This is a genomic window from Chloroflexota bacterium (assembly GCA_009840355.1).
GTDB lineage: Bacteria > Chloroflexota > Dehalococcoidia > Lucifugimonadales > JADFKI01 > Bin90.
This window is the reverse complement of the sequence record VXNZ01000004.1, coordinates 23677-44281: the sequence shown is the minus strand read 5'-3', so window position 1 is coordinate 44281 and position 20605 is coordinate 23677. Positions and strand designations below refer to the sequence as shown.

General features: G+C 58.1%; 16 protein-coding genes. 7 read left to right on the top strand and 9 right to left on the bottom strand.

Translation table 11 applies throughout. The features are described 5' to 3' along the window. The first annotated feature begins 150 nt into the window (after positions 1–150). The 4 genes from F4X57_00800 to F4X57_00785 are packed head-to-tail and all read left to right on the top strand — an operon-like array spanning position 151 to position 5613. A complete protein-coding gene (locus F4X57_00800) occupies positions 151–2085 on the top strand; it encodes a hypothetical protein (protein MYC05715.1) in 1935 nt (644 codons plus the stop codon). A gap of 2 nt (positions 2086–2087) precedes the next feature. Beyond that, positions 2088–3014, top strand: a complete 927-nt coding sequence (locus tag F4X57_00795; protein ID MYC05714.1) for a metal ABC transporter ATP-binding protein — start codon at positions 2088–2090, stop codon at positions 3012–3014. A gap of 19 nt (positions 3015–3033) precedes the next feature. Further along, positions 3034–3864 (top strand): metal ABC transporter permease, encoded by an 831-nt coding sequence (locus F4X57_00790; GenBank protein ID MYC05713.1) that lies wholly within the window; start codon positions 3034–3036, stop codon positions 3862–3864. Positions 3865–3879: 15 nt separating this feature from the next. Next, positions 3880–5613 carry a hypothetical protein gene (locus F4X57_00785; protein ID MYC05712.1) on the top strand — a complete coding sequence of 578 codons (1734 nt, stop codon included), beginning with the start codon at positions 3880–3882 and terminating at the stop codon, positions 5611–5613. 18 nt (positions 5614–5631) lie between these two features. Here F4X57_00785 and F4X57_00780 read toward each other — a convergent pair whose 3' ends face one another. Next, entirely contained in the window at positions 5632–7971 is a 2340-nt protein-coding gene (locus F4X57_00780; protein MYC05711.1) for a CRTAC1 family protein, read from the bottom strand. A gap of 74 nt (positions 7972–8045) precedes the next feature. Between F4X57_00780 and F4X57_00775 the strand changes: the two genes are divergently transcribed. Beyond that, entirely contained in the window at positions 8046–10184 is a 2139-nt protein-coding gene (locus F4X57_00775; GenBank protein ID MYC05710.1) for a CRTAC1 family protein, read from the top strand. A 9-nt stretch (positions 10185–10193) separates the two neighbouring features. Here the strand turns inward: F4X57_00775 and F4X57_00770 are convergent, their stop codons facing one another. From F4X57_00770 to F4X57_00760, 3 genes are all read right to left on the bottom strand, one after another. Next, positions 10194–11006 (bottom strand): ABC transporter permease, encoded by an 813-nt coding sequence (locus F4X57_00770; GenBank protein ID MYC05709.1) that lies wholly within the window; start codon positions 11004–11006, stop codon positions 10194–10196. Between the two features lie 92 nt (positions 11007–11098). After that, positions 11099–12040: an ABC transporter permease gene (locus tag F4X57_00765; protein MYC05708.1), complete on the bottom strand. Its 942-nt coding sequence runs from the start codon at positions 12038–12040 to the stop codon at positions 11099–11101. Between the two features lie 165 nt (positions 12041–12205). Next, on the bottom strand, positions 12206–13732 hold the full coding sequence (locus F4X57_00760) for a hypothetical protein (protein MYC05707.1): 1527 nt from the start codon (positions 13730–13732) through the stop codon (positions 12206–12208). Between the two features lie 544 nt (positions 13733–14276). Between F4X57_00760 and F4X57_00755 the strand changes: the two genes are divergently transcribed. Then, complete coding sequence (locus tag F4X57_00755; GenBank protein ID MYC05706.1) at positions 14277–14678, top strand: hypothetical protein; 402 nt, start codon at positions 14277–14279, stop codon at positions 14676–14678. Positions 14679–14945: 267 nt separating this feature from the next. Here the strand turns inward: F4X57_00755 and F4X57_00750 are convergent, their stop codons facing one another. Next, positions 14946–15995 (bottom strand): phosphotriesterase-related protein, encoded by a 1050-nt coding sequence (locus tag F4X57_00750; protein MYC05705.1) that lies wholly within the window; start codon positions 15993–15995, stop codon positions 14946–14948. A gap of 210 nt (positions 15996–16205) precedes the next feature. Next, positions 16206–17546, bottom strand: coding sequence for an MFS transporter (locus F4X57_00745; GenBank protein MYC05704.1), 1341 nt, complete (start codon positions 17544–17546; stop codon positions 16206–16208). A 364-nt stretch (positions 17547–17910) separates the two neighbouring features. Between F4X57_00745 and F4X57_00740 the strand changes: the two genes are divergently transcribed. Further along, on the top strand, positions 17911–18894 hold the full coding sequence (locus tag F4X57_00740) for a sugar kinase (protein MYC05703.1): 984 nt from the start codon (positions 17911–17913) through the stop codon (positions 18892–18894). 63 nt (positions 18895–18957) lie between these two features. Here F4X57_00740 and F4X57_00735 read toward each other — a convergent pair whose 3' ends face one another. Genes F4X57_00735 through F4X57_00725 form a run of 3 tightly spaced genes read right to left on the bottom strand, consistent with a single transcriptional unit; the run spans position 18958 to position 20525 of the window. Further along, positions 18958–19176, bottom strand: a complete 219-nt coding sequence (locus F4X57_00735; protein MYC05702.1) for a hypothetical protein — start codon at positions 19174–19176, stop codon at positions 18958–18960. A gap of 21 nt (positions 19177–19197) precedes the next feature. After that, the gene (locus F4X57_00730; GenBank protein ID MYC05701.1) at positions 19198–19494 is read right to left on the bottom strand and encodes a hypothetical protein; all 297 of its coding nucleotides are present in this window, start codon (positions 19492–19494) and stop codon (positions 19198–19200) included. Positions 19495–19505: 11 nt separating this feature from the next. Next, positions 19506–20525 (bottom strand): hypothetical protein, encoded by a 1020-nt coding sequence (locus F4X57_00725; protein ID MYC05700.1) that lies wholly within the window; start codon positions 20523–20525, stop codon positions 19506–19508. Between the last annotated feature and the right edge of the window lie 80 nt (positions 20526–20605).

The following is a 20605-nucleotide window of genomic DNA, read 5'->3' as shown; positions in this document are numbered from 1 at the left end:
CACTACAAACAAATTGAGACTAATCCTTGTCCTGATTTGAAACTGATACAGTTTCTTAATTTCGAAACAGTTGCAGTGACGGCGACGCTCCTGTATGATTGTCCCCTTGTCAAGTTGGACATGAGACTGAATCTACGGAGCTGATCACAGATGATACAAACTATCAAGAAAGCATTCCCGGCGGGGGTCTTGGCTTTAAGCCTGTTCGCTCTAATGATTCTCGTCGCCTGCTCTGATGGTGCTACTGAACCTGCGCCCCCGCAACAGGCCGCCGCGCCGACAACGGCTCCCGCAGCTACGGCGGCTCCGACCGTTGCACCCACTGTGGCGCCAACTCCCGAACCCGAACCCCTCACCATTGTGACGACCATGAGCATCACTGCCGACTGGGTAAGTAACATCGGCGGCGACAGGGTCAATGTTATCAGCCTGCTTCCCGCAGGCGCCGACCCGCATCTATATCAGCCTACTCCGCGAGATGTCGCAACAGTCGCGGATGCCGATCTGGTGCTGCCCGTCGGTTTGGGGCTAGAAGCGTCCTGGCTCGACGATTTGCTGCATACCGCTGCGGCAGACGAATCTGCCATCGTTGCGTTGGCGGAGCTCGTCGATCCAATCCCGTTCGAAGACCCGCATGCTGGAGCCGGGATGTCCCTTGCTAACGCGGTTCTCGATGTCGTCCACGAAGTTGAGGACGGGCACATAAGCGCTGACGAGGGCTTGCACGAAATTCATGAACTAATCGAACATGCGATGGAAGAGGAAGAAGCACACGACCACGGCCACGGTCATGGGGAAGAAGAGCATTGGGAAGACCATGCCCTTGAGTTGATCGAGCAGGCGGAAGCCGGCCAGTACGACGTTATGATGGCGATCGAAGAGATTGATCACATCGTCCATGAAAGCGGAGAGGCGATGGCGATGGATCACGATGATCATGGCCCTGAAGACGAACACGATGGCCACGGCGAGTCCCTTGTTGCGGCAATTCTCCATGTCGCTCATGAAGTTAAGGACGGTCACATAAGCGCGGATGAAGGCATCCATGAGATCCACGAGCTTATGGAGGCGGCGGAAGAAGAGGCGGGGCATGATCACGCTCACGAGGAAGAATGGGAGCACGAGATCCACGAGATTGTCGCGCAGGCAGAAGCCGGCGAACTCGACGCTATGAAGGCGATCGAAGAGATTGATCATATCGCCCACGAAGAGATGGATGGCCACGACGAACACGATGCTCATGACGATCATGATGACCACGGCGAGGCCCTTGCCATGGATATTCTCGATGTCGTTCACGAAGTTGAGGACGGCCACATAAGCGCGGAGGAAGGCGTCCATGAGATTGAGCATCTCATGGAGGCAGCGGAAGAAGAGGAAGGGCACGCTCACGAGGAAGACTGGGAGCACGAGATACATGAGATTCTCGAGCAGGCGGAAGCCGGCCAGTTCGACGCTATGATGACGATAGAAGAGATTGACCATGTCGCCCTTGAAGTGGTAGGCGATCACGACGACCATGATGATCATGGTCATGACGACCATCATGGTCACGACCACGGCGAGTTCGACCCGCACTTCTGGCACGACCTTGTTCGGGTGCAGGTCGCCTTAACCGACGTCGCGGTTCGCCTGTCTGTTCTCGACCCAGCCGGCGCCGATACCTATATGGCAAACGCAACCGCGTACAACGCGGAGCTGGACAAATTGCACCATTGGTCGGAAGAGCAACTCGGCACGATACCGGAAGACCACAGGCTGCTAGTTACCACGCACGAAGCCTTTGGGTATTTCGCGCATGTGTATGATTTCAAAGTTGTAGGCACCATCCTGCCGTGGACGACGGAAGTGGAGCCGACGCCTGCTGAGATAGCGAAGCTGAGCGACGACATCGAAGCCTACGGCGTGTCTGCCATATTCAGTGAGACTACCATAAGCGATCGAGTCGCCAAAGCCATTGCGGACGAGACCGGCATTTCGTTGCACAGTCTATATTCCGAATCGCTCGCAGCCGACGGCGAGGCGAGTACCTATGTCGGCATGTTCCGCGCAAATGTCAACACCATTGTTGAAGCGTTGAAGTAGAATTGATTCGACTATTTCCAAACATGGGTCGTTCATCGGTTACCCTCCCCGATGGCGGCCCATTCTGCCATGATTACGGCTCAGATAATGCTGTCCGTCCAACCGTTCACAATTACGCGACCGGAATTGGTGAAGTTGGGCTGGGAGCACTCGGGCGGGTGACGGCGCCTTTCGGGAGGGCAAATGACATGAGTCCGTACAGTCCCCGACTTGTCATAGAAGACTTGTCAGTCGAACGCGGCGGTCATATTGTGCTGGAAGACCTGAACTTCGAGGTCGAGCCCGAAACGATGATAGGCGTGATAGGCCCAAGTGGCGGAGGCAAGAGTACGCTATTCCAGACGCTTGCCGGCATACTGCCCCCCTGCGAAGGCGGCATCGAGTTTCAAGGGTCGCTGAACGGCAAGGGTGATGTGGCGTATGTGTCGCAGTCTGAAACGATGAACTGGCAGTTCCCGGCGACGGTGTTCGACGTCGTATCGATGGGCAGATACACGAATGGCAACAGCTGGCTGGGCTGGCTAGGCAGACGCGACAAGGAAATGGTGCGCATGTGCCTCAACCAAGTTGGGATGTGGGAGCGGCGCTCTTCTCTGGTAACCGACCTGTCCGGCGGCCAACGACAACGTGTCTGCATCGCCCGCGCGCTTGCGCAGGAGGCGAGCGTCATCCTGCTTGACGAGGCACTCAGCGGAGTCGATGTAGGCGCGGAAGAGGGCATACTCGATCTGCTTCGCACTTGCTGCGTCGCCGGCAGGATCGTTATGCTCGCAACGCACGACCTGACGGATGTGATGGAGCGCTTCGACAAGCTGCTCTGCATCAACTGCAACTTGCATGCCTACGGTTCGCCTGAAGAGACATTTTCTCCGGAGCTGATCGCAGACCTGTACGGGGCGCGGAGTTTCGAGATTCAGACAGCGCGGTAACTTTATCGGAGCATGTCCTGTGCTCGGCTACATCTTTGACCCCCTCCAGTATAGCTTCATGGTGCGCGCCCTCATTGTGTCGGTGCTTGTCGGCGTCATGTGCCCGATCATTGGCGCGTATGTCGTTACGCGCGGACGCTCATTCTTGGGAGACGCCCTTGCTCACTCCGTATTGCCGGGCATGGTCGTGGCGTTCCTTCTTGGCATCAGCCCGTTCTTCGCTGCGGTGCCTGCCGGCGTGGTTGTCGCGTTGCTGATGGGCACGGTGAGCAGGCACACCGGCATCAGCGAAGACACATCCATCGGCATCGTGTTCGCGGGAATGTTCGCGCTCGGCATGGTTATGCTCTCCAAGGCGAGCGACAGCATTAATGTGAGGATCGAAGACCTGCTGCTTGGGCAAGTTCTCGGCGTTACCCAAACCGATGTGTATGTTTCGGTTGTCCTAGCGGTGCTTGTCGTGATAGGTTTATACATATTCCATCGGCAATTAGTATTTACCACATTTGACGAGATTGGCGCTTCGGCGGCAGGAATCAGAACGGGCGTAGTCGAATATGTTCTGCTGGGATTCCTGGCGCTAGTGGTAGTCATAGGCATTCAGGCGGCAGGAATTGTGCTTGTGATGGCGATGCTAATCACGCCCGCCGCGACCGGCTATTTGATTGCAAGGCGCTTCGTGGGAATGATGTTTGTGGGCGCGATAGTGGGCGCATCATCAGCGGTAGCAGGGATGTACTTGTCTTATTACGCCGACCTGCCTTCGGGCCCCACGATGGCGCTGCTGTCCACCGGCTTGTTCGCCGCAGCTGCGCTGTACAGAGTCAAGTGGCCTAGAACCAGAGACTAGATGTGAGGTGCCTGATTGGCTACAACCCAGACGAACGCTAGCATCCGCTACGAACCGGATGAAAATCCACCGCTTCTAATTGTCATTGGCGCCGGCGTTCAAGCCGCGCTCATCAACTTGGCGGCCGTCGTCCTCGCCGTCGTGATAGTCATCCGCATCTCCGGGGTGTCCGAAAGTTACATCCCTTGGGCGATATTCGCCACGCTCGTCGTCAGCGGTATTTCCACTTTCTTGCAGGCTGCGCGAGTCTGGCGAATCGGCGCTGGGCATGTGCTCGTGATGGGCACATCGGGCGCGTTCTTCGCCGTGTGTGTCGCCGCGCTTGCAAACGCCGGTCCCGCAACGATGGCGACGCTGATTATCGTCTCCTCGCTCTTCCAGTTCCTGTTGGCGTCTCGTCTGTCGCTGCTGCGCCGCATATTCACGCCTCTGGTAACCGGCACGGTCATATTGCTGATTGCCGTAACGGTAATGCCCCTCGTTTTCGACTTGCTGACCGATGTGCCGGAAGGCTCTTCACCGATAGCCGCGCCAATTGCCGCGATCGTGACGCTTGTGGTTATCGCGGTGATGGTGATGCGTGCGCCGCCGTCAATGCGCCTGTGGTCCCCTATAATCGGCATCGTCATCGGCTGCCTGGTCGCTGCTCCGTTCGGCTTGTACGACACGGAAGCCATCATCGACGCGGCGTGGTTCGGAGTGCCGCTCGGCACATGGCCCGGCATTGAATTAACGCCCGGGGTCGAGTTCTGGGCGCTGCTGCCTGCGTTCGTGGTCGTTACCCTGGTCGGCGCAATGGAGACGGTCGGCGATGGCGTTGCTGTGCAGCAGGTATCGCGCCGTACTCGCCGCGCAACGGACTTCCGCGTGGTACAGGGTGCGCTAAACGCGGATGGCGTGGGCAATCTGCTATCCGGCTTGCTCGGCACGCTACCTAATACCACATATTCGTCGAGCGTTTCGCTTGTGGAGGTAACCGGCGTGGCGTCGCGGCGAGTAGGAATCGCGATAGGCGTCGTATTCTTGATACTCGCATTCCTGCCAAAGGCGACAGCGCTACTCATCGCCATCCCGCCGCCGGTAGCCGCCGCGTACTTCACCATCCTGATAGTGATGCTGTTCGTGCAGGGCATGCGAATGGTGATGCAGGATGGCGTGGACTATCGCAAGGCGATGGTGATAGGTCTGGCGTTCTGGCTCGGCACGGGCTTTCAGCTAAAGGTCATATTCCCGGATTTGCTCACCGGATTCGTGGACGTGCTGCTCAGCAACGGCATGACGTCCGGCACAATCGTGGCAATCGTATTGATGCTGTTCCTGAACTTGACTGGACCGCGCCGCAAGCGCCTGACCACGCAGTTCAGCGAAGATGCGTTGCCGGAGATCGGATCCTTCCTGCGCGAGACCGCCTCCGCCGGGCACTGGAATTCCGAGTCAGCCGACAGACTGTTAGCTGCCGGTGAAGAGGCGTTGACCGTGTTGCTGAAAGAGTCGACGGAGTCTGACTCGGACAGCCGTCGCAATCTGGTGCTGTTTGCGCGGCGCGATGGCAGAACCATCGAATTGGAATTCGTTACTGCGCTAGAAGGCCAGAATATGGAAGACCAGCTGGCGTATCTCAACGATCTGCCGCCGGTGCCGGATGAGCACGAGGTATCGTACCGCCTGCTGCTGCACTATGCGTCGTCCGTGCGCCACCAGAAATACCACGGCATCGACGTAATCACGATTACGGTTGAGCAAGCGTAAGGGAGGCGGGCAGCGCAATCACGGACCGACGCCGAGCGGCACTGGCGGCAAGTCCAGAATGTCGTAGTCGTTTGCGCCTTCGCGTATGCTGATGTGGCTGTCGAGCGGCACATTCCTGAAGTCTTGCCGTATCCTGGATGCGGGCCAGTGTACTTCCAGCGACGCAATCTCTTGTGCCCGCCCTAGTCCGATTTCTTGCGTCAGCGTGGATGCGCCGAAGCTGCTGCCGTTGCTGACGGTCGAATATATGCTGCGCCGGGTGCCGTCCGCATCCACGACCGTAATCCTGACGCGCGCGCCTATGGCGGCGCGGTTCGACTGGCTGCCGACAAGCTTGACCGATAGCCAGTGGTTGCCGTGCCCGGGATTCTCGTACAGCGCGTTCACGAAACCGTCGCCGGGATAGAAGCCGCCAATCTGCACGAATAGGTCTTGGTCGCCGTCGTTGTTCAAGTCGCCAAACGACGCGCCGTGTCCTTTTTGCAAATGCCCGAAGCCGCCGGAGAATGTAACATCTTGGAATCGCTTGCCCGCATGGTTTCTATACGCCATATTGGGCGCGAGTGCGTCATAGGACGGCGCGCCGGTGCCGAGGAAGATGTCCAAATAGCCGTCGTTGTCCAAGTCGCCGAAGTTTGCGCCCATAGAGAGATGCACACGCCATAGACCGCTCTCACGCGTTACATCCTCGAAACCCACCCCTCCCAGATTGCGATATAGGCGCGGTCTAGTGCCGTCGTTCTTCACGCCCATGTAGTCTGCCGCCACGTCTTCGATGTCCTCGCCATATCCGGCGACGAATATGTCGAGCCAGCCGTCGTTGTTGTAGTCCCAGAACCATGTGGCGAAGCTGTCGGATGGCGCGGTAATTCCCAATTCGGCCGCCACATCGCTGAAAGTGCCGTCGCCGTTGTTGTGGTATAGCCGATTATCTTCGCCGAAATTGGAGACGTACAGGTCCGCGTCGCCGTCGTTGTCGTAGTCGCCCCACGCGCTGCCCTTGCAGTACCGCCAGTTCTGCACGTCAGCATCCTGCGCCACATCCTCGAAGCGTCCGTTGCCATCGTTGCGGAATAGCCGGCTTGGAAACATCAGCGCCGTTGACTCTACGCCCGCCTCGCGCGTCGATTCGTTGCAGGAGAACAGGTCCAAATCGCCGTCATTGTCGTAGTCCGCCCACGCCGCGCTCTGGCTCGGATAGGCAGGCTTGGCAAGCCCGGCGGATTCCGTAACATCTCTGAAAGTTCCATCGCCGCTATTGCGCAGAAGCGACATTCGCATCTGCCCGCGCGCCTTCATCCAGCCGCCCCTCATCACCAGCACATCAATCCAGCCGTCGTTGTCGTAGTCCGCTTGCGTTATATTCAACCCGCCCAGCTGCCCGGACAAGCCCGCCTTCTCGCTGAAGTCTGCGAATGTGCCATCGCCTTTGTTGCGGTAGTAAGCGATTGGCTCGCACGGGTCCCATGTGGAAGTCATCACATCCGGCAGCCCGTCATTGTCGAAGTCATCGACAATGCTTCCGCCCGCTGTGTTGACCGCGTACAGCGCGGCGTACGGCGCGATTTCCTTGAACCTGCCGATGTCGTATTCGGACTGCAGTGTGTCCGGCGCGACTCTGTATTCACTTGGCACGCCGCCCGGATATGTCCCCAACGCCATGTGCGCCACATTCAGCAGCCAAATCGCTCGAATATTCTTGTGAAAGTCGTCCGCTTCAATCTCCATCAATTGCGTCAGGTATTCCACTGCGCCGCTTGCCCCTCGCTTGTCCGCATGTGCAAGATTGGCGTCCAATGGCAGCGCGCATATCAGCCGCCCGTCGGGACTAACGCAGTTGTCCAACTCGCCCATCTTCATGCTTGCGATTGCCAATTCTTCCAGCAGTTCCGCTTCGTGCCGCACCTCCGGATTCTCCTGCCGCTCGATGTGCAGCGCATCCGATAGCAGGCGTATTGCCTCGCTCGCATCGCCAAATCGCAAGTGGTCTCGCGCTAACTCCCGCGTAATGCTGATGTGCCAAGACAGGGTAGGGAAGGTTGGATGTTCCAACTCCGCCGTCAGCCTTTCGCGCTGCTGCGTGCCGAAGAACGGATCGCCGCTGTTGCGCAAGTTCGTGCAGTACGCGGCGATGTCAGCGTGCTCGGATTTGCTATCTGCCACGGGCGTGGCTGTCGCCGGAATCGTGGCGACCGGAGTCGTTGTGGTAGCACGACTTTGCGATGTGCAAGATAGACTTGCGAATAACGCAAGAATTAGCGTGAAGGCTATGGCCTGGCGCATCGTTGTTTTCATAATCCATGGATGATTAGGTTGGGTCAATCTGTGGCGTATATTGCAGGCGCGAATCGCAATCATATCGCAAGTTGGATGCAGAGAATTGGCTATCGTTCATTGTAAGGCTTGGATGTTATAATGGCGCAAGTGTGACTATGTGCAGGAACATCCGTCAACCCTTCGCCCTCATCGCCCTGATTTGGGCGATATTGGGCTGCTCTTTCATTGCGCCGGCCGATGAGCAGTCTCAACCAATTGTACTTTCATCTTCGTCTGAATCCACTGCCGGCAACACGCCCGCCGCGCCGACAACACAGGTCACGCCGTTCACTAATGTTGCGAGTACGGCGTTGGGCGGTGACTTTCAGCTTTGGAATGACCGGCCCGGAGTCGCCGTTTTCGATTACGACCGCGACGGCGATTTGGACTTCTATGTAACTTCGCACGGCGGCGAGCCGAATCGCCTTTACCGCAACGATGGCGATGCCACATTCACCGATGTTGCGGCGAGCTCGGGCGTTCAGGCGACCGACAGCCACAGCACCGGCGTCGTCGCATGCGACCTGAACAATGACGGCTTTCAAGACTTGTATGTCGGCGCTTGGGGCAATCCGGACGACGGCTTGGGCTTTCGCTCGCAGCAGCAGGGCAACATCGACAGCTTGTTTCTTAACAATGGCAATGGCGGATTCCGTACCATCACGCAGTCGGCGTTCGGTGATGGCGTGAATGTGCGCTCTGCGACTGGCATCGCTTGCGCGGATGTCAACGGCGACGGCTGGCTTGACATCTATGTTGGCAACATCATGGATAACGATTTTCGCACATTTTCCGATTATAACCATCCTGGGCACTACAATGTTCTCTACTTGAACAGCGGCAACCTGACATTCACCGAAATCGCGCATGCCGCGGGCGTCGCCGGTCCGCAGATAACGATGATTAACCCGGACGGCACGCATGTCGTCCATGAACATCCTGTAACGGGCGCAAAGTTCGAGGGCTACGATCCCGCGAGCGTGGACGACATGGGCAACCGCGCAGGCGAGCCAACGGGTCAGACGCACGCCGTCGCGTTCTTCGACTACGACGATGACGGCGACCCAGACCTGTTCGTCGCCAACGACGGCGACCGTATGCACCTGTTCCGCAACGATTCGACGACGGACGAAGTGCGATTCGCGCCTGTCGCGCGGGAACTGGGCATTGACCTCGCAGGCTCATGGATGGGCTTTGCGGTTGGCGACTACGATGCCGACGCCGATCTTGATGTGTTTTCCACGAACATCGGCTTTCACCCGCTTCTGCAGGAGCCGGTCGAAGAACCGCGCGGCAACTGCGAGTATGTTGGCAGATTTCGCTGGGGCACCTGCGCGCACTTCCTGCTGCGAAACGACGGCGGCGGCAAACTGCTGGATGTCGCGTCCGTTACCGATGTCGCGCCGAGCGAATGGCTGCCACCGGAGTCGCTTGATGCGTCTGTGTTCAACAAGGCACACCATGTTCCGACCGGTCTCGCCGCGTACGATTTCGGCTTCGGGACGACATTCCTCGACTACGACAACGATGGCTATCAGGACTTGTACTGGTTCGGTTCGACGCTCGGCAGAGGCGAGGGACCGGGCGGGCAGGTCTTTCCGGCGGCGGGGCGAATGCTGCGCGGTCTTGGCGACGGCTCGTTTGAAGACATTACCGTTCGCGTGCGCCTGCTCGACATTTCGCGCGTGAACTACGAAGGCTTGGAGGACGACGATGCGGCGAAGGACAACCCGGTGCTGCTTAAGGTCCGCCGCATCGACACCGCTCTGCACGAGAATGGCAAGGGGCTGGCGCACGGTGACCTGAACGGCGACGGTTACACCGACCTTATCGCGACGAATAGCAGCGGGCCGATATTCTCCGGTCCATTCGACCCGATGGCAGGCGCGGCGCCAACACGAGATGCGCCGGGGCCGATGTTCCTGTGGTTAAACGGCGGCGGCGACAGCAATTGGCTGACGCTGCGGCTGAAGGGGCGCATGGCAATCGATGGCACGGGCAGCAACGCGGATGCGGTCGGCGCGCGCGTGTATGTTACGACACGTCCTAATGGCGGAGGGCATCCTCACGTCCAAGTGCAAGAAGTCATCGCCGGTTCCAGCTACCTGTCAATGGACAGCCTTGAGTTGGAGTTTGGGCTTGGGGGTGCGACTGTTGTGGACAATATCGAGATACGCTGGCCTAGCGGCGTTGTGCAGACATTGCAGAATGTAGCTGCCAATCAGGTGATGGAGATTGTTGAGCCGCAGGGATAGAGGGCGTGCTTACCCCGTGCCGCGCAGTCGTGGGTCCAGAGTGTCTCTCAGTCCGTCGCCTAGCAGATTTGCGCCTAGGACGGTTAGAGATAGGAACAGCCCCGGGAAGAAGATCGTCCAGACTGCTAGTTGCATGAACAGCTTGGCGTCGCCCATCATGTTGCCCCAGCTGGGGATGTACGGTGGCACGCCCGCGCCAAGGAAGCTTAGCCCCGCTTCGACGAGAATCGCGAGCGCGAAGACGTAGGTCGCTTGCACGGTCAGCGGCGCGACTAGGTTTGGGAAGATGTGTGTTGCTAGGATTCGCAGCGGTCTAGCGCCTACTGCCAGCGCACCTTCGACATATTGCCGCTCTCGTAGGCTTAACACAGAGCCGCGCACGATGCGCACGACGCGCGGCGTTTCCACTACGGACAGCGCTATCACAACATTCTGGAAGCTCGCTCCAAGCAATGCTACCAACGCTATCGCCAGTAGGAACGACGGGAACGCCATCAGCCCGTCCATGAAGCGCATCACGATGTTGTCCACCATCTTGTAATAGCCCGCGACGATGCCGATCACCACGCCGATGAATATTGTCGCGATGGTGACGGACGCTCCGATTGCCAGGGACAACCGGCTGCCGTATATCGTGCGCGAGAACACATCGCGCCCGACGCTGTCCGTGCCGAAGAACGCTTCGCCGGACGGACCTTTCAGCCGGTTGACAGGGTCGAGCGCCTGTGGATCGTCGGTGGAAATCAACGGTGCGAATATCGCCATCAGCAGCGCGAGCACGAGGATGAACAGACCGAGCGCCATGTTCGGGTTGCCCCGCATCGTGTACTGGAACGCTATCAGCCTCTCGCGGCTGCGCTCTCGGATGCCGCGCTGCGGAATCGCGCCAGCCTCAATTCGCTCTTCTGTCGCCATCAGTATCGTATCCTCGGGTCGAGGTAGCCGTAGATTAGGTCAACTATGAGGTTGATTAGCACATACGCGACGGTAACCATCAGTATGACGCCTTGAATCACGGGGTAGTCGCGGCGCGTAACTGCGTCCACAATCAGCCGCCCGACGCCCGGAATGGCGAATATCGCCTCTGTTACGACAAGGCCGGACACTAGGCCCGCGATGCCGATGCCGATAATCGTTACAACTGGAATAGAGGCGTTCTTGAACGCATGGCGTAGCAGTACGACGGTCTCGCCCAATCCTTTGGCGCGCGCCGTTCGCACGTAGTCTTCGCGCAGCACTTCGAGCATGCTGGCGCGCGTCATTCGCGCTATAAGCGCCGCCGATATGAACCCAACCGATATGGACGGCAGCGTGATGGACTTTATCCACGGCACGATCCCCTCAGTGATTGGCACATAGCCGATCGCGGGGAACCAGTGCAGTTTGACCGAGAACACCCAAATCAGGTTCGCGCCAAGCCAGAACGACGGTATCGCAAGCCCCAGCACGGCGATGACCATCACCACGCGGTCGATCCACGTGTTCGCCTTCCACGCCGCGAGTATGCCCAGCGGTATGGCGATGACGATTGCCACCAGCTGCGAGAACAGCGCGATGAACAGGGTTGGTTCGAGCCGTTGCTTGATTAGCTCGGTCACCTTGAACTTGCTGAATATGGATTCGCCCAAGTCGCCCCGAAGAATGTCCGCGAAGTAAATAACCAGCTGCTCGTATATGGGCTTGTCCAAGCCCATGTCCTTGCGGATCGCCTCTTTTTGCTCCGGCGTCGCTTCGTCGCCCGCCATTAGCGCCACGGGATCGCCGGGCGTGATGTGAATCAGCGAGAATGTAACAACCGCCACCACTAGCAGTACGGGGAACATTGCCAGTAGTCGTTGCAGCGCGTAGCGTGCCACTATTTCGTCCTCAAACGGTCAATTAACTGGCCGGTCAATCAGTTAGTAGTTTGGTCGGTGAGATTATACTCAAAAGCGGGAGCGCCGCAATTCTGCCGCACCCCCGCTCTGTTGCTCGAATTGTGTTTCAGCGTGTTAGCGCCGTATGAACTTTATCGGAATGCGCTATCTGTCCAGCCACAAGCCTTGCATCAGGATGCGCTTGTGCGGCACATAGCCCTCCACATCTTCCTGCATTGCGACCACGAACTTGAACCAGCCGTACATTATGGTTGCCGGGTCTTCCTCGAAATACACTCGCTGAATCTCCTCGGTTATCGCCTTCGCCTCGTCGAGCGAAGTGGAGTTCAGGAAGTCGTCGCGCAGCTGAATGACCTTCTCGTTGTGGTAGCCGCCGTTCCAAGACTGCCCAATGGCGGAATCCGTAATCGGGTCAAGCGGGCCGCCCCAAGTGTGGTAGAAGTGCCAGTCGCCTTCTTCAACTGTCTCTCTCGCATTCGCCGCTTCCTTGCGCGAAATGACCGTCGCCCAGTCGCTGACTTGGAAATCGACCTCAGCGCCAAGGGACTCCAGAACCTCCTTAGTTATCAGCGCGGATGCGTAGAAGTCGGAGTAGTCGGTGTTCGTAAGCAACACGAGCTTGCCGTCGAAGCCAGTCTCGGCGACCGCTTCCTGCCAGAGAGCGCGCGCCTTCTCTAGGTCAACTTCGTAGTATTCGGTGGAGCCGACATCGCTGCCCCACTGCGCGCCGCATGCCCAAAGGCAGGGTCCCAGATCCCAAAGGTCAGGCGCGCCGTAAGCGGCCCGGAGATACTTTTCCGGGTCTGTTGCCGCCTGAATGGCGAGTCGCGCCTTCGGGCTGGTCAGCGGCGGGTTGCGTTTGTTCGTGCCGAGCTGCGGACGCGCCCACTGAGGGATCACGACCGCCTTGATGCCCGGCGAGTTGACGATGGTGTCGTAGAAGTCGTTTGGCAAGCCTTCCGCAAAGTCTGTCTGTTTCGTCTGCAGCGCGGCGAGCTTTGTCGCAGCGTCCGGCACTTCAAGGTTAATTACGCGGTCAACATAAGCGATGCGCGCGCCGGCGTCGCCGTTCGGCTCGTCAGAACGCGGGTTGTAGTTCTCGTTCCGGTCCATCACCACGCGGTTGCCAGGAATCCACTCGACATACTTGAATGGACCGGAGCCGTTGTACTCGGTCATGATGTCGGAAATCGACAGCGGTTCGACGACTTCTTTCGGCATGACATAGGTGGGCAGAGACACCCAGAAGGGTATCCACAGACCGAACGGCTTGCCCGGTGCGAGCTTGAATGTCTGGTCGTCGATGGTTTCGACTGTCGGTTCGTCGGCGAGGTCCCAGAGCGTGCCCGGCAAGCCCGGCGTCGTCTTCCAGCGCAGTATGGATGCGGTTACATCCTCGCTGGTAACCGGATCGCCGTCGTGGAATGCAAGTCCGTCACGCAGCGAGAAGGTGTACTCGGTGGCTTCGTCGTTCACCGACCATGTGTCCACCATCTGCTCCTGCGCGACCCTGTCCAAGTTCCAGCCGAACGGGTAGTCGTACCACTGGTGGACGATCGAGTGCGTTACGAACGATGTCTGGCGCGTAGGGTCGAGATTCGCCACCGACGCTTGCGGTGTCCAGCGTAGAATGCCGCCCGACTTCGGTCCGGTCGCCGGCGCGGCTTCCATCGCTTCGCGACGGACGGGTGTGGCGATTGTTCTGCCTGTTGGCGGCGCAGGGCTGAATGCCTGCGGCGCTGTTGCAGGCGCGGCAGGCGCTGCGGGCGCGGGAGCTGCAGGTGCGGCAGGCTGCTGCGGCGCTTGCGGTGCCTGCGGTGCAGGCGCCGGTGCAGGCGCTGCTGCTGCCGGCGCTTGAGGCGCCGCGGCAGCCGGTGCGGTCTCAGTAGGCGCAGAGCCGCAAGCCAATGCGGCGATCATTACTAATATCGAGCCGAATACCAGAACAAGTGGGATGCGTCGCATAATATCTCCAATCGCTAGTCCCTTGAAATCGGTATTTTCCAATTCTTTCGTGCGGGTCAAATATATCACAGCAATCTTGAAAGTCAATCTGATGTTGTTCTGCAATCACGCTCATCATGACCTTCGCCCGTCAATGGGGAAGAGACAAATCGTCTGTCAACATAGCACTCGCTGTCGTGGTAGAATTTGCTGCGAATTCACACTTCAATGCTCGCGAGGCGTCGCGAAGTCGGTTAAGTAGGAGGGCAATATGGTACTAGCGGAACAGCCGGTTAGGCTCACGGCGGTCAATCATCTGACATACAACGTCATCGACAAGGAACGCGCGACACGCTTTTGGGTGGATGTGCTGGGCGTCAAGCAGATTCCGAGCGCGGTGGACAGCGAGCATATCATTTGGCTGCAGCTGCCGAGCGGCACGATGGTACATCTCATAGAAAACGCGGACGGCATATCCGAGCCGTCGCACCACGGCGCGTTCGAGGTGGACGACATAGACACTGCCTACGAGCTGCTGAAGGAAAAGGGCGTAAAGATCGAAAGCCCCGAAATCGGCGTCCGCAACGACGGGCAGCGCGTCTTCTTCATATCGGACACCGAAGGTAATCGCGTCGAGATTTGCACCAAATCCGGCTTCGGCGTTCTAGTCTAAGAAGACGTCGCAAGTGCAATTTCTCTCTGTCATTTCGAGCGAAACGAGAAATCTAAGGGCGGAAACGGGTTTGCGTGCAATAATTTCAGATTCCTCACTGCGTTCGGAATGACAAAAACAGTGCGAAATGACGACATCAGGATTCGTGAAATCGTCTCAGTCTAGCTAGACTGAGTTCTTTCTCGCAGAGGAGAAAGGATTGGAAGGGGTCAAATTCGCTGACGCACACACCCGTCCGGTTGGACAGGCCGTAGTTTAGGCGGCAGCTTACACGAAAGTCAGCACATCGGCCGGATTGCGCACCGTTATCGCGTCGATGTCGTCTTCCGCAAAGCCCTTGCGCCGCATCCTGGGGACGATGTTCTCCAAGATGTGTCCGTAGCCATGACCGCCGTATCGCGCGAGCCGGTGGTTAGTGCAAATGTCCTGCCCTACGACAATCTTGGTAGCGTATCCTTCGTCGCACATACGCTTGATGTAGCCTAGCCTCTGCGCGTCGCTTGGCATGTCCAAGTCCGCCAATGGGTAGTATGACCCTTCGCTGCCGAATAGGTCCCATTCGAGGTAGCAACCGGACGCCGCGACCGCGCGCAGCCGTTCCATGTCGAAAATCGTCCTGTCCAAATGCCCGATGACGACGCGCTCGATGTCGGCGCCACCGTCCGCCAAGGCTTGCAGTATTTCGGCTGGCGCGTCCGGGTGTCGGCCCGGGTGAATCGAAATCGCGGCGCCCGTTTCCTGCTGCGCCAGCGCAGACGCCCGTAGAGACAGTCGCTCGTTGTCAGTCAGAGGCCAAGAGCAGCCGATCTCGCCGATGATGCCAGCCCTTATGCCCGTGCCGTCCACACCGTTGCGGATGTCGTCGATGATGCGCTGCGCGACAATATCCACAGTGCGCTGGTGCATGTCGTCGGGCAGCACGGCATCGACATAGAAGCCCGCACCCATGACCACATGCACGCCGGCTTCGCGCGAGATTCGCTCTAATGCGGTAGCGTTCCTTCCAATGCCAATCGTGGTCACATCGACAATTGTGCCGCCTCCCACGTTCTTGTACAGCGCCGCCTCCGAGATTGCCGTGTCCACATCCATCAGCTGCAAGTTTGCGTGGTTACTATAGTGGTTGTGTCGAATCCAGCCGAGATTTTCCATAGCAATTGGCGCATCCGCAAGATCAGTCAGTGCGTCTTGCGGCGGCCTATACATAAAGGAAAAGTCGATGTACAGATGCTCGTGCGTGGTCGTCGGTCCCAGTTCGGAAGGGTTGATCGTTCCCAGAACAGTCTGCGCGAAACCTCGAAGTTCGGTGGATGGCATGTGCTCTCTCCTTTCACATCGTGGTCGGGCAAGGGTAGCATGCGGGGTGCCTGTTGCTCAATGCGGCAATGGCTTGCAGGCGAACCTGTGGGCGTGGGACTGAATGCGGAGCAAGCCTCATAAGGGTTATGAGCGTTCGCTGTGCAACGATTTAGCACTGTGTTGGATAAGCCCGCTCTATGTGCTTGTAGTGTGGTTGTGAAGTCGCCGCTATTCAATCCGTCTGAACGCCGGATACGCGAATGCGAATGCGAGTATCAGCAGCGAGAGCATCGCGCCGCTTATCGTCAGCGCGTTTGCGGTGCCGATATACTCGGCGATTGTGCCGAAGGGGAGCGCGCCGATGGGCATTAAGCCGAATGTCATCATCATGATGCTCATCACGCGACCGCGCATTTCCGGCGCGGCGATTAGCTGCGTCAGTGTCATATTCAGCGACATGTGAACGCTGCTTATCAGCCCGATTATGAGCAGGAACGGCATGGCGACCGGGAATATCATGGAGTTTGCCAAAGCAATCAGCGCTATTCCCCAAGTTACGCCGCAGCCTAGAAGCAGCATGCCACGCCTGTTGAACCCGCGTACTCCTGCCAGCCCAAGCGTACCGATTAGCGCGCCAACGCCCATCATCGTCATCAGGATGCCGAGGTCGGACGAGTTGACGTTCAGCGCCTCGCGCGCCCAGACGGGCAGCAGCGCGAATAGCGTGAAGCCGAATAACGACGGCAGGAACGCCATCATTATCAGCCCGCGCAGCTGCATGTCTGCCCACACATAGCGCAGTCCCTCGAATATGTCCTTGCCTACGCTCTTCTTCGCATCCTTCCGCGCCTGCACGGTGTTCGTCTTCACCATGAACAGAGACAGCACGGCAAACACGTAGATGAACGAAATGAGATAGAACACGCCCGATGTGTCGATGAATATGATGAGAAAGCCAGCCACCGCCGGACCGACAATGCGTGTCAGGTTCATCGCGGAATTGTTGAGTGCGACGGCGTTCATCAGCTTGGTTTCCGGCACGATGTCCGAGATGAGCGCTTGACGGCTAGGCATGTTTATTGCCATCATCGAGCCGTTTAGCACGCCGATGATGAGCACTGCGCCAAACCATATTGTGCCGCTCGCGTCCAGCATTGCCAAAATAAAGGTCAATACGGCGTTCACGGTCTGGCTGATGATAACGAGATTCTTCTTGGGGAATCGGTCGGCCAACGCGCCGCCAACCAGCGATACTATCGTCATAGGCGCGGCAAACGACACCATGACCAGAACCAGCGCGAGTGGCGAGTCGTTCTCCAGACGCAGAACCAGCCAGCCGCGCGTTATCATCTGCATGTTCATCGCCATAAACGAGATGAACGACCCGACCCATATCCAGCGGAAATCGGAAATCTGCAGCGTCTCGAATATCGGCGACGACAGTATCGAATCTCTGCGGCTACCGCGTCGTCGGCGTGGCGCATCGGCAGCAGGCGGAGCCGTTTTTGGCTGCGCTGCCGTCTGCGTGGCAGGTGCGGCTGGCGCCCTTATCGCGTCCTGTGCCAATATCTATGTCCTTCTAAGTCAGGCATTCTATGTTGTGTGGACATTTGCGTCATTCCCGTGAAAACGGGAATCCAGATGCTCAGAATGTGGCCCCTTTTGTCTCATTGACACCGTTTGCAAGCACTGGATTCCTGCTTTCGCAGGAATGACAGGATGTAATAATGGACTGTCAACATAGCCTAGTGGTGGTGACTTGAACTGCCTGATATGTGCAGCATATTTCAGGATTTGCTTTGCAGTGTAAGCTTTATGCCAACGCAATCGCAACTAACGCCACTTGATTATCAACATCGCTTGCAATAATAATGCCCCTATCACACCCATCACATTCATACCCATCACACTCCAGCGGCGCTCGAGGCAGCAGATGACGAAGTTCCTGACATTTGGTGAAACAATGGGACAATACAACGCGGACTTCATTGGCGTCTATGGTGATGAAGGCGCGTATATGCTGGATTGCGCCGGAGCTGAGTCCAATGTCGCCGTCGGACTGCAGAAACTAAGTGTCGCAGGAGTGGAAGCGGTGTGGGTCAGCAGGCTGGGCGACGACGAAGCAGGCAAGTTCGTGCTTGACGAATTGGACGGACGGATTTGCGTAAAGGCTCAGCGACACCCCGGCGAGAAGACCGGCATCTCGTACCTGAATCATCACAAAGACGGCGAGCATTTCAAGACTTACTTTCGCAATGGCAGCGCGGCGAGCCGCTTGACATTCTCCGATGTCCAGCCGCATCTGCAAGACGCGGATATTCTGCATGTTACGGGCATCACGCCGGCGCTCAGCGACACCTGCCACGATGCTGTGATGCAAGCAATGCAGTATGCGCGAGACAGCGCAATCACCGTCAGCTTCGACCTAAACTACCGCGAGCAGTTGTGGTCGCCTGCGGAATGTCGGCCGGTACTTGAGCGCATGGTGAAATACGCCGACATATTCAAGCTGGGACACGATGAAGCGGAGGCAATTTGGAGCTGGGATTGGAGCGCGGAAGAATACGCGCGCTACTTCCAAGCCATGAACGGCGGTCTAGTCGTTGTAACGCGCGGGATGGAAGGCGCGGTTGCGTTCGATGGCGCAAATCTGCTTGAGCACACAGGATACACCGTCGATGTGGTCGATCCGGTAGGGGCAGGGGACGCATTCGTCGCGGGGCTGCTTGGTGGCATTCTTGAGTGGTCGGATGGGCGCGGTTACCTGGGACTTGACGCGGCAGCGCGCGCGCCGATGCTCGAACACGCGCTTGAAGTGGCGAATGTGTGTGGCGCGCTGACTTGCACACGGCACGGCGACACTGCGGCGATGCCGTCGATGTCGGAAGTGCGCGAATTCGTCGCAGCGAATCGCTGATCTATCGCCAACGATTCGCTGCGAATGTAGTGCGGTACTGGAAATAGATGGAGATACGCGCGACTAGCGTATTAGCTGGCTTAGCGTTTGCGGGAAGGCTTCCTGCGCTCGCGCCATAACCTCTTCTTCGGTCAGACTACCCATTGGATGTCCTATGACGGCGTATTCGTAGCCCGGCATCGCCAGCAGGTTCGTCATGGCGCGCGCCTGCGTGTTGAACGGCTTCGTTACCAGCACGGAGCAGGGAATACCCAGCCTTTCGAGTGATGCTGCGTCCTGCATACAGCAGGATGTGCAGCTCCCTCATTCAGCGGTTGCGGTAATCACCACATCGCACCGTTCCGCAAGGTCGGCAATCATCTCCGGCGGCGCAGGGACGCGATGGCTGCCCTTGTTCGCCTCTACGATTTCCTTGATGGCATACTGCTCGCCGACTAAGCCCGCGACATCGCGCAGCAGCAGTTCGGAGTTCGGCTTGTTGTTCGACAGCAGCCCTATGACCAACCCATCTAAACTTGCGGGTCGGGTTGCGATGCCTGTGTCTTCGTGCGTGCTGCTGCCGCGCGGGTCTAGTGTAACCAGTTCATTTTGTTGCGCCATTGCGTTCACCTTTATGTTTGGATTTTCTTGGTGATGGATATGACATCACCCCACGCGCCGATTAGCATCGCGAAAGGACCTGCATCGCCGCCCGCGCCAACGACGGTTATCTCGTTCGTGCTTGAGACGACCGGGATGCGCCTGTCGAGGTCGTCGCCCTTGTACAGCGTTATGCGGCGGTGCTTTTCATTCAGCTCTCGTCCCGTGCGCGTGCCGCGTTCTAGCACGAAATCCTTGATGCGCTGTTTCGACCAGCCGGCATGTCGAATATAGTTCATCAGCTCTGGGCTGAGCACGAGCACGAATTCGGAGTGCCGCTCACCCAGCACTATCGAAGCGTCCGCCGCAATGCTTAGGAAATCTTCGGGCGCGCTTTCGTTCTGTGTGTTCACCTGCACGGGCGAGTTCGCGGCGAACACCGTTACCGTGCTGTCCGAGTCGGCGTATCCCTTCTCAACGCGCAGTGGTTCCCATGGTATAATATCATCGTTCTCTGCGAAGCAGAACGAATACTTGCCGGGATGCCCGAAAGTGCTCTTGTCCATTCCGTGCGGCACAGAACCGTAGGCATTAATCTTGATTAGCCCCATCGCGCGTCCGATGGTGGCATTCGCTCGGAATCCGTGTCCCATGGCAACGGTGCCGGAGTTGATGCCGATGCGCTTGGCGATGTCGCCGCTGACGATGACTAGCACGCCCACGCCATTGGTCGATGTGCTGTTCGCGTGGAAGTTGAACGGCCCTTCGGATACCGCTTGCACTGCCGCCACGACGACCGGCATATACTCGGGCTTGCATCCTGCCATAACCGCGTTGATGGCGACCTTCTCCGCGGTGAAGTTGACGCCGCGCACGCCCTCTTCGGCTATGACGTCGGACGGCTGCATCCCCACATAGTCGAGCATCGCGTGGACTTTCGCCTCGGTGGGCGGCACGACGGGCAAGCCGTCACCGATTCCTTCGGACATGTAATACTCTTGCGCGTCTTCATAGTCCGTGTGCCGGACTCTCGCCGATGTAAGATTGCTCATCTGCTGCCATTCTCCGGCGGCTGTCGCTCGCCGCCGGTGTCCGCCGACCAATGCCTGATGCCGTATGCCTAGTGCCGTGT

Bases quoted from the DNA above. Each gene is read 5' to 3' on its own strand.
- F4X57_00800 (MYC05715.1), top strand. From the start codon at position 151: ATGATACAAACTATCAAGAAAGCATTCCCGGCGGGGGTCTTGGCTTTA.
- F4X57_00780 (MYC05711.1), bottom strand. From the start codon at position 7,971: ATGATTGCGATTCGCGCCTGCAATATACGCCACAGATTGACCCAACCT.
- F4X57_00775 (MYC05710.1), top strand. From the start codon at position 8,046: ATGTGCAGGAACATCCGTCAACCCTTCGCCCTCATCGCCCTGATTTGG.
- F4X57_00770 (MYC05709.1), bottom strand. From the start codon at position 11,006: ATGCGGGGCAACCCGAACATGGCGCTCGGTCTGTTCATCCTCGTGCTC.
- F4X57_00760 (MYC05707.1), bottom strand. From the start codon at position 13,732: ATGGAAGCCGCGCCGGCGACCGGACCGAAGTCGGGCGGCATTCTACGC.
- F4X57_00755 (MYC05706.1), top strand. From the start codon at position 14,277: ATGGTACTAGCGGAACAGCCGGTTAGGCTCACGGCGGTCAATCATCTG.
- F4X57_00750 (MYC05705.1), bottom strand. From the start codon at position 15,995: ATGCCATCCACCGAACTTCGAGGTTTCGCGCAGACTGTTCTGGGAACG.
- F4X57_00740 (MYC05703.1), top strand. From the start codon at position 17,911: ATGACGAAGTTCCTGACATTTGGTGAAACAATGGGACAATACAACGCG.
- F4X57_00735 (MYC05702.1), bottom strand. From the start codon at position 19,176: ATGCAGGACGCAGCATCACTCGAAAGGCTGGGTATTCCCTGCTCCGTG.
- F4X57_00730 (MYC05701.1), bottom strand. From the start codon at position 19,494: ATGGCGCAACAAAATGAACTGGTTACACTAGACCCGCGCGGCAGCAGC.
- F4X57_00725 (MYC05700.1), bottom strand. From the start codon at position 20,525: ATGAGCAATCTTACATCGGCGAGAGTCCGGCACACGGACTATGAAGAC.